This is a genomic window from Butyricimonas sp. RTP31003st1_G1_RTP31003_210430 (assembly GCF_040920905.1).
Taxonomy (GTDB): domain Bacteria; phylum Bacteroidota; class Bacteroidia; order Bacteroidales; family Marinifilaceae; genus Butyricimonas; species Butyricimonas paravirosa.
On record NZ_JBCOSQ010000054.1, the window covers coordinates 20,304 to 35,608 of the forward strand.

General features: G+C 41.8%; 13 protein-coding genes, 1 pseudogene and 1 riboswitch. Of the genes and pseudogenes, 6 read left to right on the plus strand and 8 right to left on the minus strand.

Annotation, left to right across the window (positions count from 1 at the left end; genetic code table 11):
- The first annotated feature begins 34 nt into the window (after positions 1 to 34).
- From AB5542_RS15420 to AB5542_RS15440, 5 genes are all read left to right on the plus strand, one after another.
- The gene (locus tag AB5542_RS15420; RefSeq protein ID WP_087419059.1) at positions 35 to 913 is read left to right on the plus strand and encodes a YicC/YloC family endoribonuclease; all 879 of its coding nucleotides are present in this window, start codon (positions 35 to 37) and stop codon (positions 911 to 913) included.
- Between the two features lie 47 nt (positions 914 to 960).
- Positions 961 to 1,305 carry a four helix bundle protein gene (locus AB5542_RS15425; protein WP_118304547.1) on the plus strand — a complete coding sequence of 115 codons (345 nt, stop codon included), beginning with the start codon at positions 961 to 963 and terminating at the stop codon, positions 1,303 to 1,305.
- Positions 1,306 to 1,344: 39 nt separating this feature from the next.
- Complete coding sequence (gmk, locus tag AB5542_RS15430) at positions 1,345 to 1,908, plus strand: guanylate kinase (protein WP_118304546.1); 564 nt, start codon at positions 1,345 to 1,347, stop codon at positions 1,906 to 1,908.
- A 4-nt stretch (positions 1,909 to 1,912) separates the two neighbouring features.
- On the plus strand, positions 1,913 to 2,509 hold the full coding sequence (gene nadD / locus AB5542_RS15435; protein WP_087419057.1) for a nicotinate (nicotinamide) nucleotide adenylyltransferase: 597 nt from the start codon (positions 1,913 to 1,915) through the stop codon (positions 2,507 to 2,509).
- Positions 2,510 to 2,668: 159 nt separating this feature from the next.
- Positions 2,669 to 2,852, minus strand: a riboswitch (cobalamin riboswitch).
- A 255-nt stretch (positions 2,853 to 3,107) separates the two neighbouring features.
- A complete protein-coding gene (locus tag AB5542_RS15440; protein WP_087419056.1) occupies positions 3,108 to 4,019 on the plus strand; it encodes a YitT family protein in 912 nt (303 codons plus the stop codon).
- A gap of 64 nt (positions 4,020 to 4,083) precedes the next feature.
- Here AB5542_RS15440 and AB5542_RS15445 read toward each other — a convergent pair whose 3' ends face one another.
- The 5 genes from AB5542_RS15445 to AB5542_RS15465 form a co-directional block, all read right to left on the minus strand.
- Entirely contained in the window at positions 4,084 to 4,377 is a 294-nt protein-coding gene (locus AB5542_RS15445) for a PG0541 family transporter-associated protein (protein ID WP_087419055.1), read from the minus strand.
- A gap of 64 nt (positions 4,378 to 4,441) precedes the next feature.
- Positions 4,442 to 7,594 carry an efflux RND transporter permease subunit gene (locus AB5542_RS15450; RefSeq protein WP_118304543.1) on the minus strand — a complete coding sequence of 1,051 codons (3,153 nt, stop codon included), beginning with the start codon at positions 7,592 to 7,594 and terminating at the stop codon, positions 4,442 to 4,444.
- 49 nt (positions 7,595 to 7,643) lie between these two features.
- Positions 7,644 to 8,678 (minus strand): efflux RND transporter periplasmic adaptor subunit, encoded by a 1,035-nt coding sequence (locus AB5542_RS15455; RefSeq protein ID WP_288215084.1) that lies wholly within the window; start codon positions 8,676 to 8,678, stop codon positions 7,644 to 7,646.
- Between the two features lie 35 nt (positions 8,679 to 8,713).
- Entirely contained in the window at positions 8,714 to 10,000 is a 1,287-nt protein-coding gene (locus AB5542_RS15460; protein ID WP_229128137.1) for a TolC family protein, read from the minus strand.
- Between the two features lie 83 nt (positions 10,001 to 10,083).
- A complete protein-coding gene (locus AB5542_RS15465; protein ID WP_087419052.1) occupies positions 10,084 to 10,719 on the minus strand; it encodes a TetR/AcrR family transcriptional regulator in 636 nt (211 codons plus the stop codon).
- Between the two features lie 213 nt (positions 10,720 to 10,932).
- Here AB5542_RS15465 and dnaG point away from each other — a divergent pair, with 213 nt between their 5' ends.
- On the plus strand, positions 10,933 to 12,858 hold the full coding sequence (gene dnaG, locus AB5542_RS15470; RefSeq protein WP_270543436.1) for a DNA primase: 1,926 nt from the start codon (positions 10,933 to 10,935) through the stop codon (positions 12,856 to 12,858).
- A gap of 55 nt (positions 12,859 to 12,913) precedes the next feature.
- On the opposite strand, the gene AB5542_RS15475 is transcribed toward dnaG, so the two are convergent.
- From AB5542_RS15475 to AB5542_RS15485, 3 genes and pseudogenes are all read right to left on the minus strand, one after another.
- On the minus strand, positions 12,914 to 13,915 hold the full coding sequence (locus AB5542_RS15475) for a hypothetical protein (RefSeq protein ID WP_270543434.1): 1,002 nt from the start codon (positions 13,913 to 13,915) through the stop codon (positions 12,914 to 12,916).
- A gap of 247 nt (positions 13,916 to 14,162) precedes the next feature.
- Positions 14,163 to 14,657, minus strand: coding sequence for a hypothetical protein (locus tag AB5542_RS15480; protein WP_270543433.1), 495 nt, complete (start codon positions 14,655 to 14,657; stop codon positions 14,163 to 14,165).
- A 235-nt stretch (positions 14,658 to 14,892) separates the two neighbouring features.
- Positions 14,893 to 15,305, minus strand: a pseudogene (locus AB5542_RS15485) (hypothetical protein); the annotation flags it as partial.

The window sequence follows — 15,305 nt, forward strand, 5'->3', positions numbered from 1 at the left end:
TTGTGGTTAAATGTTTGTATTTAAAACAAGAGCTATGATAAAATCAATGACCGGTTTCGGTAAAGCAACAGTGGACTGCGGGACAAAGAAAGTGATCGTGGAGGTAAAAAGTCTGAATTCAAAACAATTGGATATTAACTTGAGGACTCCGAGTATTTACAAAGAGAAGGATATTGAGATCCGGAATATGATAAAGAACGTTCTGGAACGCGGGAAGGTGGACGTGTATATCTATTTTGATAATGCGGAGGACGAGAAAGATGTTGCCGTGAACCAATCGGTGGTAAGACAGTATTATAATCAGATGTTGGAAGTTGCGAGTTCGTTGGGAGTGGAAATCAACAAGAGCGAGTTGCTGCAAACCATTATGCGTTTCCCTGACACGATGCAAGCTAAAATGGAAGAGTTGGATGAAGAAGGTTGGAATTGTTTGAGAAGTGCTATCGAGAAAGCGTTGTCGGATGTCGATGATTTCCGTATTCAAGAGGGTAAAGTTTTGATTGCAGATATTTTGAAACGGATCGAGTTGATCAAAAGTTTGTCGGGAGAAGTGCCCCAGTTCGAGAAACAACGAGTGATTACTATCAAGCAACGCTTGCAAGACAAGATGAAGGAGTGGGGAGAGATTAAAAATATTGACGAGAACAGGTTAGAGCAAGAAATTATCTATTACTTGGAGAAACTGGATATTACGGAAGAGAAAGTTCGTTTGGCAAATCATTGTAAATATTTTGTCGAGACGGTGGAGAAAGAAGAGGCGCCGGGACGTAAACTCGGATTTATCGCTCAGGAAATCGGTCGAGAAATCAACACCATGGGTTCCAAAGCCAATGACCACGACATCCAGAAACTGGTTGTCCGCATGAAAGATGAACTGGAAAAAATAAAGGAACAGAGTCTCAATGTGCTATGATTAGGTTCGTAAAGTTCATAAAGTTTATAAGGTTCATAAAGTAAGTAATGAGAGTAGAGCGATTTGAAGATATTCTTGCTTGGCAAAGAGCTCGAGATTTGGCAAGAAGAATTTATAATCAATTTGGTTGTAGTAAAGATTATGGATTCAAAGATCAAATACAACGAGCTGCAGTATCTGTGATGAATAATATTGCAGAGGGATTTGAGCGTAAGTCCAATCTTGAATTCAAACAATTTCTTTATATTTCGAAAGGATCGTGTGGTGAAGTTCGCTCAATGCTTTATTTAGCTAAGGATGTATTGATATTAGATGAAAAGAATTTCTCCGAACTTTTGCTAGAAACAGAAATCATATCTAAAATGTTATCGAACTTTATTAAAAAGCTTTGACTTTATGAACTTTATAAACCTTATAAACTTTATAAACGGATGAAAAAGAAGGTAATCATATTTTCAGCTCCTAGCGGATCGGGGAAGAGTACGATCGTGAATTACTTGTTGGCGAAGGATTTCGGGTTGGAGTTTTCGGTATCGGCAACGTGCAGGGCCCCCCGGGGAGAAGAGAAACACGGGAAAGAGTATTATTTCTTTTCAACGGATGAGTTTAAAGAGAGAATTGAGGCGGAGGATTTCCTAGAGTGGGAAGAGGTCTATCCGGGATGTTTCTACGGGACGCTGAAGAGTGAACTGGAGCGAATTTGGAAGGCTGGTCATGCCGTGGTATTTGATGTGGATGTTGTTGGAGGGGTGAATATCAAGAAAATATTCGGGGATCAGGCGTTATCTGTCTTTATTAAAGCTCCTTCCGTGGAGGTCTTGCGGCAACGGTTGATCGGGCGGGGTACGGATTCAATGGAGAAAATCGAACAACGTGTGGCTAAAGCGGAGTATGAAATGACATTTGCTGATAAATTTGACGTGGTCATTGTGAATGACAATTTAGATACGGCTTTAGCCGAAGCTGAAAAGGCGGTAAGGGATTTTTTGAAATAATCGAATGAAACAAGGTAAGGAAAAGAAAAGCGGACCTGTTATCGGACTTTTTTTCGGATCGTTTAACCCGATCCATAACGGGCACGTGGGAATTGCTCGTTACCTGTTGGAAAAAAAGTTGTGTGCGGAAGTGTGGTTTGTGGTCAGTCCTTGTAACCCGTTTAAAGTAGATCGATTCCTTTTGCCGGAGACCGAGCGTTTCGAGATCGTGAAGGCTGCCATCAAAGGAATTCCCGGAATGAAAGCCTGTGATATCGAATTTTCAATGCCTAAACCTTCCTACACAGTGGATACCTTACGGGTTTTGTTTGATCGATACCCCGGTCAACAATTTGCTTTGATCATCGGGGGGGATAACGTACTGGATTTCCCGAAATGGAAGGAGCATCGTTGGATCGAGGGACATTGTGATATTTTTGTTTATCCTCGTTCAGGTATTATAACTTCTGTTGAAGGATTTACGAACATGACGTTCGTTGATGCCCCTTTGTTTCCCTTGTCTGCCACCGAGATCCGAGAAATGATCCGAAAAGGAGATGATATTTCAAGCTTGGTTCCAAGCGAGGCTTTATCGTTGATTTGGAAACTGTATTCAAAATAAGTGAGCTTGTTACGCGATGTAAAACAAAATTGGCAGAGATATTCTACATCTCATAATCTGCTCACTTATTTCACAGAACAATGCTTGTTGGAAAATTTGGGTAGAAGAAGATCATGTTACCATGATAAACATCTTGCCAGCTTCACTTCCCGAAAGCTACATAAACAGTTACGTCTTGGCAGGTTTTCTGACTTGTTTCCTTTTCGTCGCCTTCCCATCCATGTACAGACAGTGGCAGTAGAGACTAAAGTTTCGAAACTTACAGCTGCGGGTACAGTTCCCGACTCTCACGGGATTCCCTTGTAATGTCACGAAGAACATTACCTTTCCAATACGTTTACAAACATAAGGAAAATAATTGGAAATCGGAAATGGAGTATTGAAAATTATTCTTTTTCATGGGGTTCGTGTTTTTTCGAATAATTATGAGGTGAGTTGTATAATTATGCATGAAAAATAAAATGTAATATACATATTATGAGTGTATTACAGTTAAATTTGAGAAATCGAAAACGTTGTAAAAAGTCAAAAACAAGTTGTACTTTTGTGCGGCTAAAAACAAGCGAAATTAATTGTTAAAATAAAAATAAGTTGTAGTATGGGATTTGTAACTAAGGAGAAATTATTCTCTAAGGATTTCTTTATCACCTACGGATGGTTGTTGGGTGGTTGTTTCATGTTCGCGTTAGGTGCGGTATTGTTTGCGGAGCCTTATGGTTTTGCTCCCGGTGGAACATACGGTCTGTCCATGGTCTTTCATCACTTGTGGGGCTGGGAAACTGAGATTGCTGCCCTTTGTATGGATGTGCCTTTGTTGTTGTTGGGAATTTATTTCCTGGGAGGAATGTTTGGTGTGAAAACCATCATCTGTACGTTTGCTATTCCGGCATTTATGCGTTTGATTCACTATGTTTACGGTTATGATGCTTTGCTAGAACCGGGAATTACTGACCGAACGATGTTGAATGAACAATTACTGTCAGCTATTTTCGGCGGTATTGTTTATGGTATTGGTATCGGTATGATCTTCAAGGCTCGGGCTACTTCCGGGGGATCGGATATTATTTCCATGATTTTGAACAAGTATACCCATATTTCTTTGGGTACGTTGGTTATTATCGTGGATTGTACGATTACTTTGTCAACCGTGGTGGCTTTCGGAGACTGGCGTTTGCCCATGTATTCTTGGATTATCGTGTTCATCGAAGGTAAGGTGATTGACTTGATCGTGGAAGGTGCTTCTGTCCACAAGACATTGATGATCGTCACGAAAGAGATGGAAACGGTGAAAAATATCATCTTGAATGATATTAATCGTGGAGCTACAATTTTACCGGCTGTCGGTGCTTATAAGGGTGAATCTCGCGAGATTATTTACACGATTTTAACTCGTCGTGAGATGATGATCTTACGTCACAGAATTCGTGAAATTGATCCGGAGGCTTTTATAAATGTTATCGACTCCAGAGAGATATTAGGAAAGGGATTCAAGTCATTAGAGGACGAATAAAAAAGAGGCATTGGCCTCTTTGCGTGAAGTACATATACAAAAAAAGAGCCGAAAGGCTCTTTTTTTAATACATATCGGTAATGTCCCAGACAAATGCCCGGATACCGTTTTCTTTATTCACCTCGTCAAGGTTCTTGACATATTTCAAGATTAGAGGGACCATTTCTTCCTCCACGATAGTCAAGGTGGCGGAGTTCATTTCCGGCCAAGTGTGAGTTCCCATTCTAGGTTCTCCATCCACGGTTCCGGCTCCGTTTACCAAAGGCCATTGCGTGAATCCCCGAATTTGTAATTGATCAAGGATAAAAGCAACCCGTTCCGTCAAGGCTTGGTTATATGATATAAATACTGCTTTCATAGTGTTTTAGGTTTTAAATTTTAGATTTACGATACAGGATCGTAAATCTAAAATCAAATATTATTTATTTCTTTTTCGGAAGATCTCTTTCCGGGTTAAAGTCGGCCATGAACTTGAATTGTTTGCTGAGAATCTTCTTTTTATCACGGCTACCACTCTTGTCCATTGCGGCGTAAACGGCCGGAACAATCACCATCGTGATAATCGTGGAGAAGATCATACCACCGATTACGGCGATACCCATCGGTCTCCAGGTTTCAGAACCCTCACCAGCACTAATTGCCATCGGCACCATACCTAAGATGGTGGTTAACGAGGTCATCAATACCGGACGCAAACGAGAACGACAAGCCATTGCGATTGCGTCGTACAGGCGGATACCTCGTTCACGCATCAAGTTGATAAAGTCGATCAACACGATACCATTTTTCGTAACGATACCCACCAACATGATAGCACCCAATGCGGCAACGATACTCAAGGTTGTGTTCGTCAGCAACAAGGCAAGAACCACACCGGTGAAGGCGAACGGAATTGCCAACATGATGATGAACGGCATCTTGAATGACTCGAACTGTGCGGCCATCACGATGTAAACCAACATCAAAGAGAGTAACAACAATAAGAACAATGAGCTGAATGATTCCTGTTGATCTTCGTAGCTACCACCGATATACATGGATACTTCCTGAGGTATTTCCGTGTTATCGATGATCTCTTGAGCTGCAGTTGCTATATCTCCTAGGGCAACTCCTGCTGCCGGGGTGATAGACACTTTCAACAAACGTTGTTTACTCTTACGCTCGATATTTGGCGGGGAGAAGAACTCTTGGATTTCTCCCAATTCTTTTAACCGAACCTTCTGGCCCTTGCCGTCAGGGATAATGATATTTTCAATCTCGGTGATCGAAGAACGATATTTCTCGTCGAAACGTACGATAATATCATATTCCTCTCCGTTTTCCTTGTATTTACTGTTCCGGTATCCATAGATACGGTTACGCATGTATGAACCTACTTCAGACGTTGTCAGACCGTGGCGGGCTAGTTTATCTTGATCCAGCATGATACGCAACTCGGATTTATCTTCGTCACGGCTGATCTTGATATCTTCCGCTCCCGGAATCTGGCGGGCTTTCTCTGCGATGGAGTGTGCTAGATTCGTAGTCGTGTTGAAGTCATGTCCCATGATTTCAATGTCCACGTTATTACCTCCCATGGAACCACCGCTTGAAGTTGTTACCGTGTACTGTAAAATGTCCGGGAAAGCTTTCAAGATACCACGCACCTGGTCGGCAATCTGGAACACACTACGTTGACGGTCTTTAATATCTGTTGTTCTCAAACGCATGTTCAAGATATTGTTACCCGTGCTGTTCATCATGGATGCGAAAGAGGCTTCCTCTTCACTACCGTATGACAAGTTGATCAACGTGATTTCCGGAATATCTTTTCGAATGATGGAATCAATTTCCAAGGCAACCTCTCTCGTCACCTCTACACGTTGGCCGGATTGCATCTTGGCGTACACGTTCAGGTAGTTTTGGTCATTCTGGGGCATAAAGTCCGTTTTGATCAATTTAGCCAGGAACATGGAGGCAAAGAATAAAGCAAACATACTAAGGATCGTTACGGTCTTGTGAACAAGTACCCAGCGGATCAATTTCTCGTAAGCACTGTCCAATTTCTCCAACATTCTGGAAACGAAGTTGTAGAAACTAAACTTACTTGAATCCGTCTTCTCTTGAATTTTCATCAATTGAGAACACAACATCGGGGTCAAAGAGATTGCGGTCACGGTTGACGTACATACCGTGATACAAACGATCCATCCCAACTGTTTAAACAAAATACCGGTCATACCGCTCACCAAGGTCAACGGGAAGAACACAGCCACGGTTACCAACGTCGTAACGATTACAGACAACCAAACCTCGTTTGTACCGTATTTGGCGGCCTCTCGCGGACGGCTTCCCCGGTCAATATGTTTCGTGATGTTCTCCAATACCACGATGGCGTCGTCCACCACCATACCAATTGCAATAGATAGGGACGATAGAGATATAATGTTAAGCGACTCCCCGGTTGCAAATAAGTAAATGAAAGCAACAATCAAGGAAATCGGGATTGTCAATGCGATGATGAAGGTTGCTCTCCAACGTCCCAAGAATAAGAACACGATCAAGATCACGAAGATCAAAGCGTACATCAAAGACTCCTGCAAGTTGTTAATAGATTTGATGATGAAGTCCGAGTTATCCGAAATGATTTGGAATTTGATATCTGTCGGTAGTTCCCTCTGTGCTTTCTCGATTTCGCTCTTTGCCTGTTTCGCAACAGCTACTGCGTTTGCATCGGTTTGTTTGGTTACCATTAATACACCACCCCGACCTCTGTTAATCGTTTGTTCTAGGGTAATATCTTTTAGGGTATCCCGTACATTGGCAACATCACGCAGGTAAATGATTTTATCATTTTGAGTGCCTAACACGATGTTTTTGATCTGGTCACTTTCTTCGAATTCTCCTTCCACGCGCAAAGTATAGTCCATCTGTCCCATCTTCACGTTACCGGAAGAAATATCTTTATTCTCTGCCAGAATCTTGTTACCGATTTGTTCCAGCGTCAAATTGTAAGCATCAAGTTTATTCGGGTCGAGGTCCACGTAAACGACACGTTCCGGGGCTCCGGCCACGATAACAGAGGCAACTCCGTCCACGCGGTTTAATCGGGTAATCAGCTTGTCATCCAAAATCTTGTCAATACCGGGATATGATTCCTTTGCGGTTACGGCATAAATCAAGATAGGCATCATGGACGTGTTGAAACGCATGATGGTAGGACGGTCTATATCATCCGGGAGGCTGGACATGGCTTTATCTACTGCATCACGCACGTCGTTTGAAGCCTCGTCAAGATTTACTTCCCATTCAAACTCCAGGGAGATAACAGATAGGTTATCGTAAGAAGTTGAGGTCAATTCCTTCAAGTCATCCACCGAGTTTAACTGGTCTTCGAGGATCTTGGTCACGTTCTCTTCAATATCTGCGGCGTTAGCTCCCGGGTAGGTTGCCATTACCGTGATATAAGGCGGGTCCATCTTGGGATACTGGTCCACTGGTAATTGTATATAGGCAGCAACACCCAGTACGATGATGGCGAGGAAAACCATCAAGGTTGAAATGGGTTTATTGACCGCTGTATTGTATATACTCATATTCTGAATTTTAAATTTTAAGTTTTAAATTTTAAGTTGCGGGTTTCTCCTATTTTGTAATAGAAAGCGGTGATCCGTCAACTAACCGGCCTTGACCGACAACAATCAACTCGTCTCCTTCGCGGATTTCATCACTGATCAACTCTACTTGATCCTCGAAACGTCTGCCAAGTTTTACATTCACACGTTTTGCTTTTCCATCTTTATTCAGGAACACGTAACGATCGTTTGAACCCTGTAATTTCAACACGGCGATAGCCGGAACGACCATAGTTTCTGTGTTACCGATGAAGAAGTCAATGGTTCCGTACATCCCCGGTCTTAATGATTCGTCGCTATTCGGGATTTTTACTTCTACCGTGAAAGTTCTTGAGGCGGGGTCGATCGTCGGGTAAACGATGCTAACCGTACCATCAAATGTTTTATCAGGAAAGATATTGCTCTTCAACTGAATTTTAGTTCCTTTTTGTATGGCCAAATAATATTGTTCGGCTAGGTTCACGTAAGCTTTCAGCGGGTTGATTTTTTCGATTGCGATGATAGAAGGTTTACTAGCACCACCGAAAGCGGCTCCCGTGTAAAGTTCCCCATTCTCGAAATATTTTCCGGTAACAATACCGTCAAAAGGAGCGAGCATTTTGGTATTCTCTTTCAAGAAATCCACGTTAGCTTTAGCTACTTCGTACTGGGTTACGGCAGCATCATAAGCTTGTTTGGAGATACTTCCGGTTTCATTTAATTGAACGGCACGGTTATATTCCGTTTCCAAGTTCTTTAATTGAACTTCAGCTTGAACTAGCTGGGTTCTATCCATCTCAACGAGTAACTGACCTTTCTTGATGCGGTCGCCTACTTCCACGTAAATCTTCTCGATTCTGCCCGTGGCAGCGGGGGCATAGTACACTTGCTTATCTGCTTGTAAGTTGGCGGTATAGTCCAAGGTTTTGGCAATATCCGTCTTCTCTAATTTTTGCACCTTAACAGGAACCGCCTCCACGGTTTCCCCTGTAGTCTTATCTTTTTTGCCCGAGCAACCGGCAAGGATAGCTAATGCTATAATCGATAAAATGAGATTCTTTACCATTGTATTTCTTTTTTGTTTTTGTTATTCAAGTTGTTTTATCGGGGAAGTTGATTATACAGTTTTTCCAAACTTACTTGTGCTTGTAGCAAGCTTAGAATTGCTTCCGTGTAATTTGTTTCTGCTTGCAGGTAGTTGTTATTTGCTTGTGTCAAATCCAAACTGGAAACAGCTCCCAGCTCGTATTTTCTCTGGTAGTTCTTTAATACCCGCGTGGCAACATCGATGTTCTCTTTTTGCAGGTTGTAATTTTCCATGGCGTTTTTCAAGTTGAATTTCAACTGTTCGTCCTGCACGTTCAGCTGGTCTTGCAATAAACTCTTCTGCATATAAGATTGTTCCAAGGTAATTTTGGCCTGTTTAACCTTGGAATCCCGCTGCAAACCGGAGAAAATCGGAATGTTCATCGTGAGGCCGGCCGTGTGTTTCGGGCTCATATCTAATGCCGGTTTCAAAATCTTGTAATTGAAGTTGTAATTACCGGAGATCGTGGGAGCGTAACTCCATTTTTCCAATCCCAGCATCTTTTTATTCAGCTCGGTTTGCGTGGTGATCAATTGATAACTCAAATTATTATTGATGTCAAATTTCTCAACATACAAGCGAGTGGACTTATCGTTTTCCAAGAATACATTCAGCGCATCCGTAAGTTTAATCGGGGTGCCTGCTTCCAGTCCCAGTTGAAGACGCAGTAGGTTGTAATTCACGGCAACCGTTCTCTCCATGGATAATAAACTGTTTTTCAGTTGTCCCACGTTAATGCGGATTTGATCCACGTCCGTCACTTCAACCGTTCCGGCTTTGTACATATTATCGGTGTGCTTGTAAATTTCATTCATATTCTCCAGGTTCTGACGTAGAATGTCGAGCATTCTTTCAGATACCAGCACCGTGTAGTATGAATTATAAATATTTTCAACGATGTCCAGTTCCGTGGTTTCAACTTCCTGCTCGGTCAGGCGTACAGCGATTTTACTGGTTTGCATCCCTAGAATCCATTGGCCGCTGAATAATAATTGTTGCAAACCTACCGTCAGGTTAGACTGGTCTTTCATTTTTATCGCTTGGCCGCCGAAATCCATCTTGTAGTTGAAATTCGTGGAATACGTTACGGTACCATTGACTTGTGGTAATCCTTGTGATACGGATTCCCGTACCTTTTGGCGATACAAATCAATATTCATCTGCGAAGATTGCAGTTCTTTGTTGTGCTTGATAGCAAACTCCACCGCTTGCTGAAGCGATATCGTTTGCGGCGCTTCCTGTGCGTGGAGCATCCATGGCACGAAAAACATTAGGAGGAAAAGAGTCGTTCCTTGTTTCATAGATTATAGATTTAATTATTTATTTTTCCGGGAAATTTCAAATGTTTTTTCTCTCGTTACAAAACTCGTACCAAAAAAATCAATCATCCGTCTTCTGGTCGTTTTGCCGTGTTCCTTAGGCGTTCAAATTCTTTTAGACCTTTTTCTGTGGATATAGCGTAAATAAAATTGATAAAGATCGTTGAAATAATTACCGAAATCGGGTATTCAAGCTTACTGGTGATTTCAGGATCTTTCAAAAAGTGCAATTGTTTGCCTAACAGGTACAATTGTAATTCTTTGTCAATATCCTTCCGGAAGAGTTCTTGTTTTATACCGTTATCCAGTAATGCCACGAGAAACTTCTTCGTTGACTCCTCTTCTTGCTTGGCAACTCTTTCGTACACGGCCGGGTGATATTTCCTTAAATCAAAATGATTGGCAGGTAAGCGGCTACCCAAATCACTCACCATGAAATCCCGAATTTCGCTCATGACCACGATCGGGTTTTTCTTGGCTAGTTGATTAACATCCGTGTTTTTTATTTTTTCATCTCTCCTGTACAACATCACTTGCTCCACCACGTCGTCTTTATTGGCAAACTGTTGGTAGAGTGTTTTCTTCGAAATTTTCAAGTGATTCGCTATATCATCCATGGAGGTACTTCTCAATCCGAATCTCAAAAAAAGATCCGAGATAGCGGCTATAAGTTCCCTTTTTTGTTTTATGTTTTCTTCCATAGCTGATGTCTTAGTGTTTGTACTTGGAAACGAAACGTGTTTAAAACGTTTCCACGTGCAAAAGTATACAAATATTGTTCCACTAATACGACATGTATGTTAAAGTATTGTTAAAACTCTTGTCGGGCGCAACTTTTCAATGATTTTAATCTTATTACATCATTTTCAATTCTCAATTCTCCATTTTCAATTTCATTATCCTATCTTTGTGTCATGATTGATCAGGCTACCATACAGAAAATTTTTGATGCGGCGGATATATACGAAGTGGTTTCCGATTTCGTGAGTTTAAAAAAGCGAGGTGTAAACTATCTTGGGCTGTGTCCGTTTCATAATGAGAAGACAGGTTCGTTCACCGTTTCCCCGGCAAAAGGCATATATAAATGTTTCGGTTGCGGGAAAGGGGGAAATGCCGTGAATTTTATCATGGAACACGAGCAGATGTCTTACGTGGAGGCATTGAAATATCTGGCCGAGAAATATCATATCCCGGTTGAGGAAAAGGAATTAACAGAGGAACAGAAGAAGGAGAAGACGGAACGAGAGAGTATGTTAATTGTCTCTTCATATGCGAACGAGTATTTTCAATATCAACTGTGGAACACGGACGAGGGGCGTTCCGTGGGATTGGGTTACTTGCGTCAACGAGGTATCAGTGACGAGATGATTCGCAAATTCGGTTTGGGCTATAACCCGGAAGGTTGGGGGGCGTTCACGAAAACAGCTCAGGAAAAGGGCTACAAGAAAGAGTTTCTCGTGAAGACAGGATTGACCATCGAGAACGAGAAAGGACTTTTCGACCGATTCCGAGCCCGGGTGATGTTTCCCGTGCTTGATTTGGCGGGTAAGGTGATTGCTTTCGGGGGACGAACGATGACAGCCGATAAAAAGATTTCAAAATACCTGAATTCCCCGGAGTCCGAGATATATCACAAGAGTAAAACCCTTTACGGGATATTCTTTGCTAAGAAATCAATCGTGCAGCAAGATCGTTGCATCTTGGTGGAAGGGTACACGGACGTGATCTCTTTTCATGCGAAAGGAATTGAGAACGTGGTGGCTTCCTCGGGAACCTCTTTGACGATCGAACAGATCCGGTTGATTCGTCGGTTGACCCCGAATGTGACAATTATTTATGACGGGGATGCTGCCGGGATCAAGGCCTCTTTGCGGGGAATCGATCTCGTGCTGGAAGAGGGATTGAACGTGAGGGTACTTTTACTGCCGGACGGGGAGGACCCGGATTCTTTTGCCCGGAGTCATACGCCGCAAGATTTGGCGGACTTTATCGCGAATAACGAGACGGATTTTATAAATTTTAAGACTAAATTATTGCTGGGTACTGCGGGGGATGATCCTGTTGAACGGGCTCGCCTAATCACGGACATCGTGCGAAGTATTGCCAAGATCCCGGATAACATCGTGCGTTCCGTCTATGTGCGGGAAACTGCTCACCAGTTGGATGTTGAGGAACGAGTTTTATATACCGAGATTGCCAAGGTTCGCTTGAAGAACGAGGAACAACCTTCCAAAACTCCTGTTGCGACTCCGGAATTGAAGGTAACAACCCCGACACGAGGAGCGACTCCTTGTGACATCGAGGAAAGTGTGTTGATTCGTTACCTGCTTTTATTCGGGGATAGCGAGTTGTACGAGGAGGAACGTAACGGATATATGCGAAGTGTGAGTGTCGGGGAATTCATTATCCGGGAACTTGGGGAAGATGATTTGGAATTGTTGAATCCCGTGTTCCGTACGATGCAACAGGAATATCAACGTCAGTATGAGTCTCCGTCGTTTATCCCGGCCCGTTATTTTATTTCTTACCCGGATATAAAAGTCAGTACCATGGCTGCCAATATCTTGAGTGAACCTTACGAGTTAAGTAAGATTTGGTACAGGATGGATAGTTTTGTCGAGACAGAACAGATGAAACTCGGAGAACTTCTGCCCAAGATACTAGATAATTACAAGATGCGAAGAGTGGAAATGCTCTCTCGGGATATAGATAATCGCATTCTTGAATCACAGAATAGTAAAGATCCTTCGCAAATCGTGGAACTCCTTAAGCGCAAAAATGCCATCAATGTCATTCGTCGTAAACTAAACGAGAAATTGGGGCGTACAGGGATTCATTAGACAGAAATTTCCCCGGCTCTTTTTGAAAACCGGGGAAAGAAATCTTTATAGGAAACTAGATAAATGTATATAACCGGAAAAATAATTCTGTTCCGTCTTGGAACATACATTTACAAAGAGGGAAAGGACTTTCTGCGCCTCGTTTTAGTTCCACGAATTCCCATTCTCCGATTTTCTCATCTTTATCCGTGAAAACAATAACACTTTCTCGCATATTTTTTCTGAAAAGTTCTGTAACCAACTCGTCATAACGTCCTTCATTCGTGTAATATATTTCCTCAATTAACGCCTGTATGCTGTTATATTGTTCGAATGTAGAGCGAATCCGGATGTTATTGAAATCTGTCACTAAATCTAGATTGCCATTTTCGATATTCAATGAAAGGCTGTAATAATCTCCTCCGTCCTTTTGTACAATGACCTCTTTGGGCATTCTTCTCATGATAAATCGAGAGACAATATCATCGTAATTTATTTCCATCTTGACCATTTGGCTGTAAGGAGGACATTTTACTATTTGTATGGCTTCGGAAGTTTCTTTGTTATATTGCTGTACTTTGTGTAATAGAATTTCTTCGCCCTTGTAAACTTCCATTTTAAGGCAGACACCGGTACTATAATCAATCGTTGCAATGAAACGAAGATCATTTTGGGACTGATCTGTTTTGGAAGAGGGGAAGAGGACTTCCATGAATCCGGCTGCATTGATGGTCGTGTCAAAGTCCTGTTTGTCTTTGTTCCAAACTAATTTCATTCCGGTAAATGTGTTTTCTTTGCTTGAGTCTGAACTTCGGGAGTTTATCAAATCGGAAATATTGAAACTCAAGTTTATACCATAATATCTTATTAAATCGAATATCTCATTATTTTCCTCCATCTCACTAAACTCCTTGACCAACGCTTCGCATGAACTGATATTGTCTTCGATTAAAGTTCTTAATTCGGAAGAGGGTAACTTCGTGTACGGTTTGTCATAATCGGTAATAATTTTGTCATCGTCATCGCTACACGCTACAAGAGTCGTAAGCAGACATAATACATACAAGATTTTTTTCATTTCTTTATTTTTATGGTGATAATCTCCGCAAAATTATAAAAAATGACATAGCTTACATAGGACGTTGAAATTATTCTTGCGGGAGTCTATTTATTCCTATTTCCTATTTTATAGAATTGGTTTTTCATTCAATTATGTTTGTATGTCGGGTGAATCGTGTTGTATATTTGCTATATGAGCTGTTATGCCATGATGTTTAAGAATAAAGAATATTTATACTTGCAGTAAGGTGTGCCGTGCAAAATGCTTATCGTGTACGCACTGCATATAAATCCGCATTTATAAGCCATTCACCATTATCTTTTACGGTTACATTCTGCCAATGAAATGTGTTATCCTCGATCTTGACGAAAACCCATTTCTTCTTTTCGTCGTCAATATTCGTGAGAACAATCATATCATCTTGTTTTCTTGCCTCAAGGCGCATGATTCTTCCTGTATAGCAATAGGCAATGTCCCAAGTGTGCGTGGCTGGATTGTAGACACGGAGTGTCGTGCCGTATTCGGTGAGGGGATGTGGTATTTCTGTTCTGGTTTCTCGTGAAGGTAGAATAATAACATCTTGTACCGCCATTCCCTCAAGGATCCACGAGAAATGCCATTCTCCTTTAGTCGAACAGGATATGTTGTGATCGACATAATCAAATTTCCAGCTACCAATCAGTTTCCCGAAATAATTAAACTCTTCGGGTAGTTCCACGCTCTTGCTGTTGCTTGTTAGGGTTTCAATAAAATATTTCATGTACTAATCCTTCTTATTAGATGAATAGAGTTTCTTGAAAAAGACGAAACTTTCATTTGATAGTAGTGTTTGTGAACAAAGGTAACAAAAGAACAGACATACACAAAATAAGGTGTTTTCAAACTCCCTCCCCCCCTTCGGGTACTTCCCCTCAGGCAGGGGAAGAAAAAGGTGGTACGAAGTGACGGAGGAGTTTTTCGAAATAAAATGACTTTTGGGACAGCCCCGATTTCTTCTATATAAATTTCTCCCGGTTTCGGGTGTTATTCAGTCCGAAGATGATAAAGAGGACAGAGGCGATCAACATGTTCATCCGGCAATGGAAGACCGTGTTGAAAAATATCTGCGGGTTCTTGTCAATGGGAACATCGTAAGGATTTAGGAAAATGTTCCATTGACTATCCCCGATAGCTCCCTGTATCATGGAGAATAACAGTCCGATAATAATAATCACCACGGAAGTTCCGTTCCCGTTCTTGATCATTGTGCTTAACATGAAGGAAAGCGTGCCGATAAAAAGAGCCGGGACCATGGCTTGTAGGGTCAGTCCCATCGGGGGAACCGACACGATAGCCAAATCCGTTAATAGAGCAAGGAAACAGGTAATCACGAAACAGATCACGTAAGAGATGATGAGGCGTAATAACC

Coding starts and splice junctions, on each gene's coding strand:
- AB5542_RS15420 (WP_087419059.1), top strand. CDS start 35: ATGATAAAATCAATGACCGGTTTCGGTAAAGCAACAGTGGACTGCGGG.
- AB5542_RS15425 (WP_118304547.1), top strand. CDS start 961: ATGAGAGTAGAGCGATTTGAAGATATTCTTGCTTGGCAAAGAGCTCGA.
- gmk (WP_118304546.1), top strand. CDS start 1,345: ATGAAAAAGAAGGTAATCATATTTTCAGCTCCTAGCGGATCGGGGAAG.
- nadD (WP_087419057.1), top strand. CDS start 1,913: ATGAAACAAGGTAAGGAAAAGAAAAGCGGACCTGTTATCGGACTTTTT.
- AB5542_RS15440 (WP_087419056.1), top strand. CDS start 3,108: ATGGGATTTGTAACTAAGGAGAAATTATTCTCTAAGGATTTCTTTATC.
- AB5542_RS15445 (WP_087419055.1), bottom strand. CDS start 4,377: ATGAAAGCAGTATTTATATCATATAACCAAGCCTTGACGGAACGGGTT.
- AB5542_RS15450 (WP_118304543.1), bottom strand. CDS start 7,594: ATGAGTATATACAATACAGCGGTCAATAAACCCATTTCAACCTTGATG.
- AB5542_RS15455 (WP_288215084.1), bottom strand. CDS start 8,678: ATGGTAAAGAATCTCATTTTATCGATTATAGCATTAGCTATCCTTGCC.
- AB5542_RS15460 (WP_229128137.1), bottom strand. CDS start 10,000: ATGAAACAAGGAACGACTCTTTTCCTCCTAATGTTTTTCGTGCCATGG.
- AB5542_RS15465 (WP_087419052.1), bottom strand. CDS start 10,719: ATGGAAGAAAACATAAAACAAAAAAGGGAACTTATAGCCGCTATCTCG.
- dnaG (WP_270543436.1), top strand. CDS start 10,933: ATGATTGATCAGGCTACCATACAGAAAATTTTTGATGCGGCGGATATA.
- AB5542_RS15475 (WP_270543434.1), bottom strand. CDS start 13,915: ATGAAAAAAATCTTGTATGTATTATGTCTGCTTACGACTCTTGTAGCG.
- AB5542_RS15480 (WP_270543433.1), bottom strand. CDS start 14,657: ATGAAATATTTTATTGAAACCCTAACAAGCAACAGCAAGAGCGTGGAA.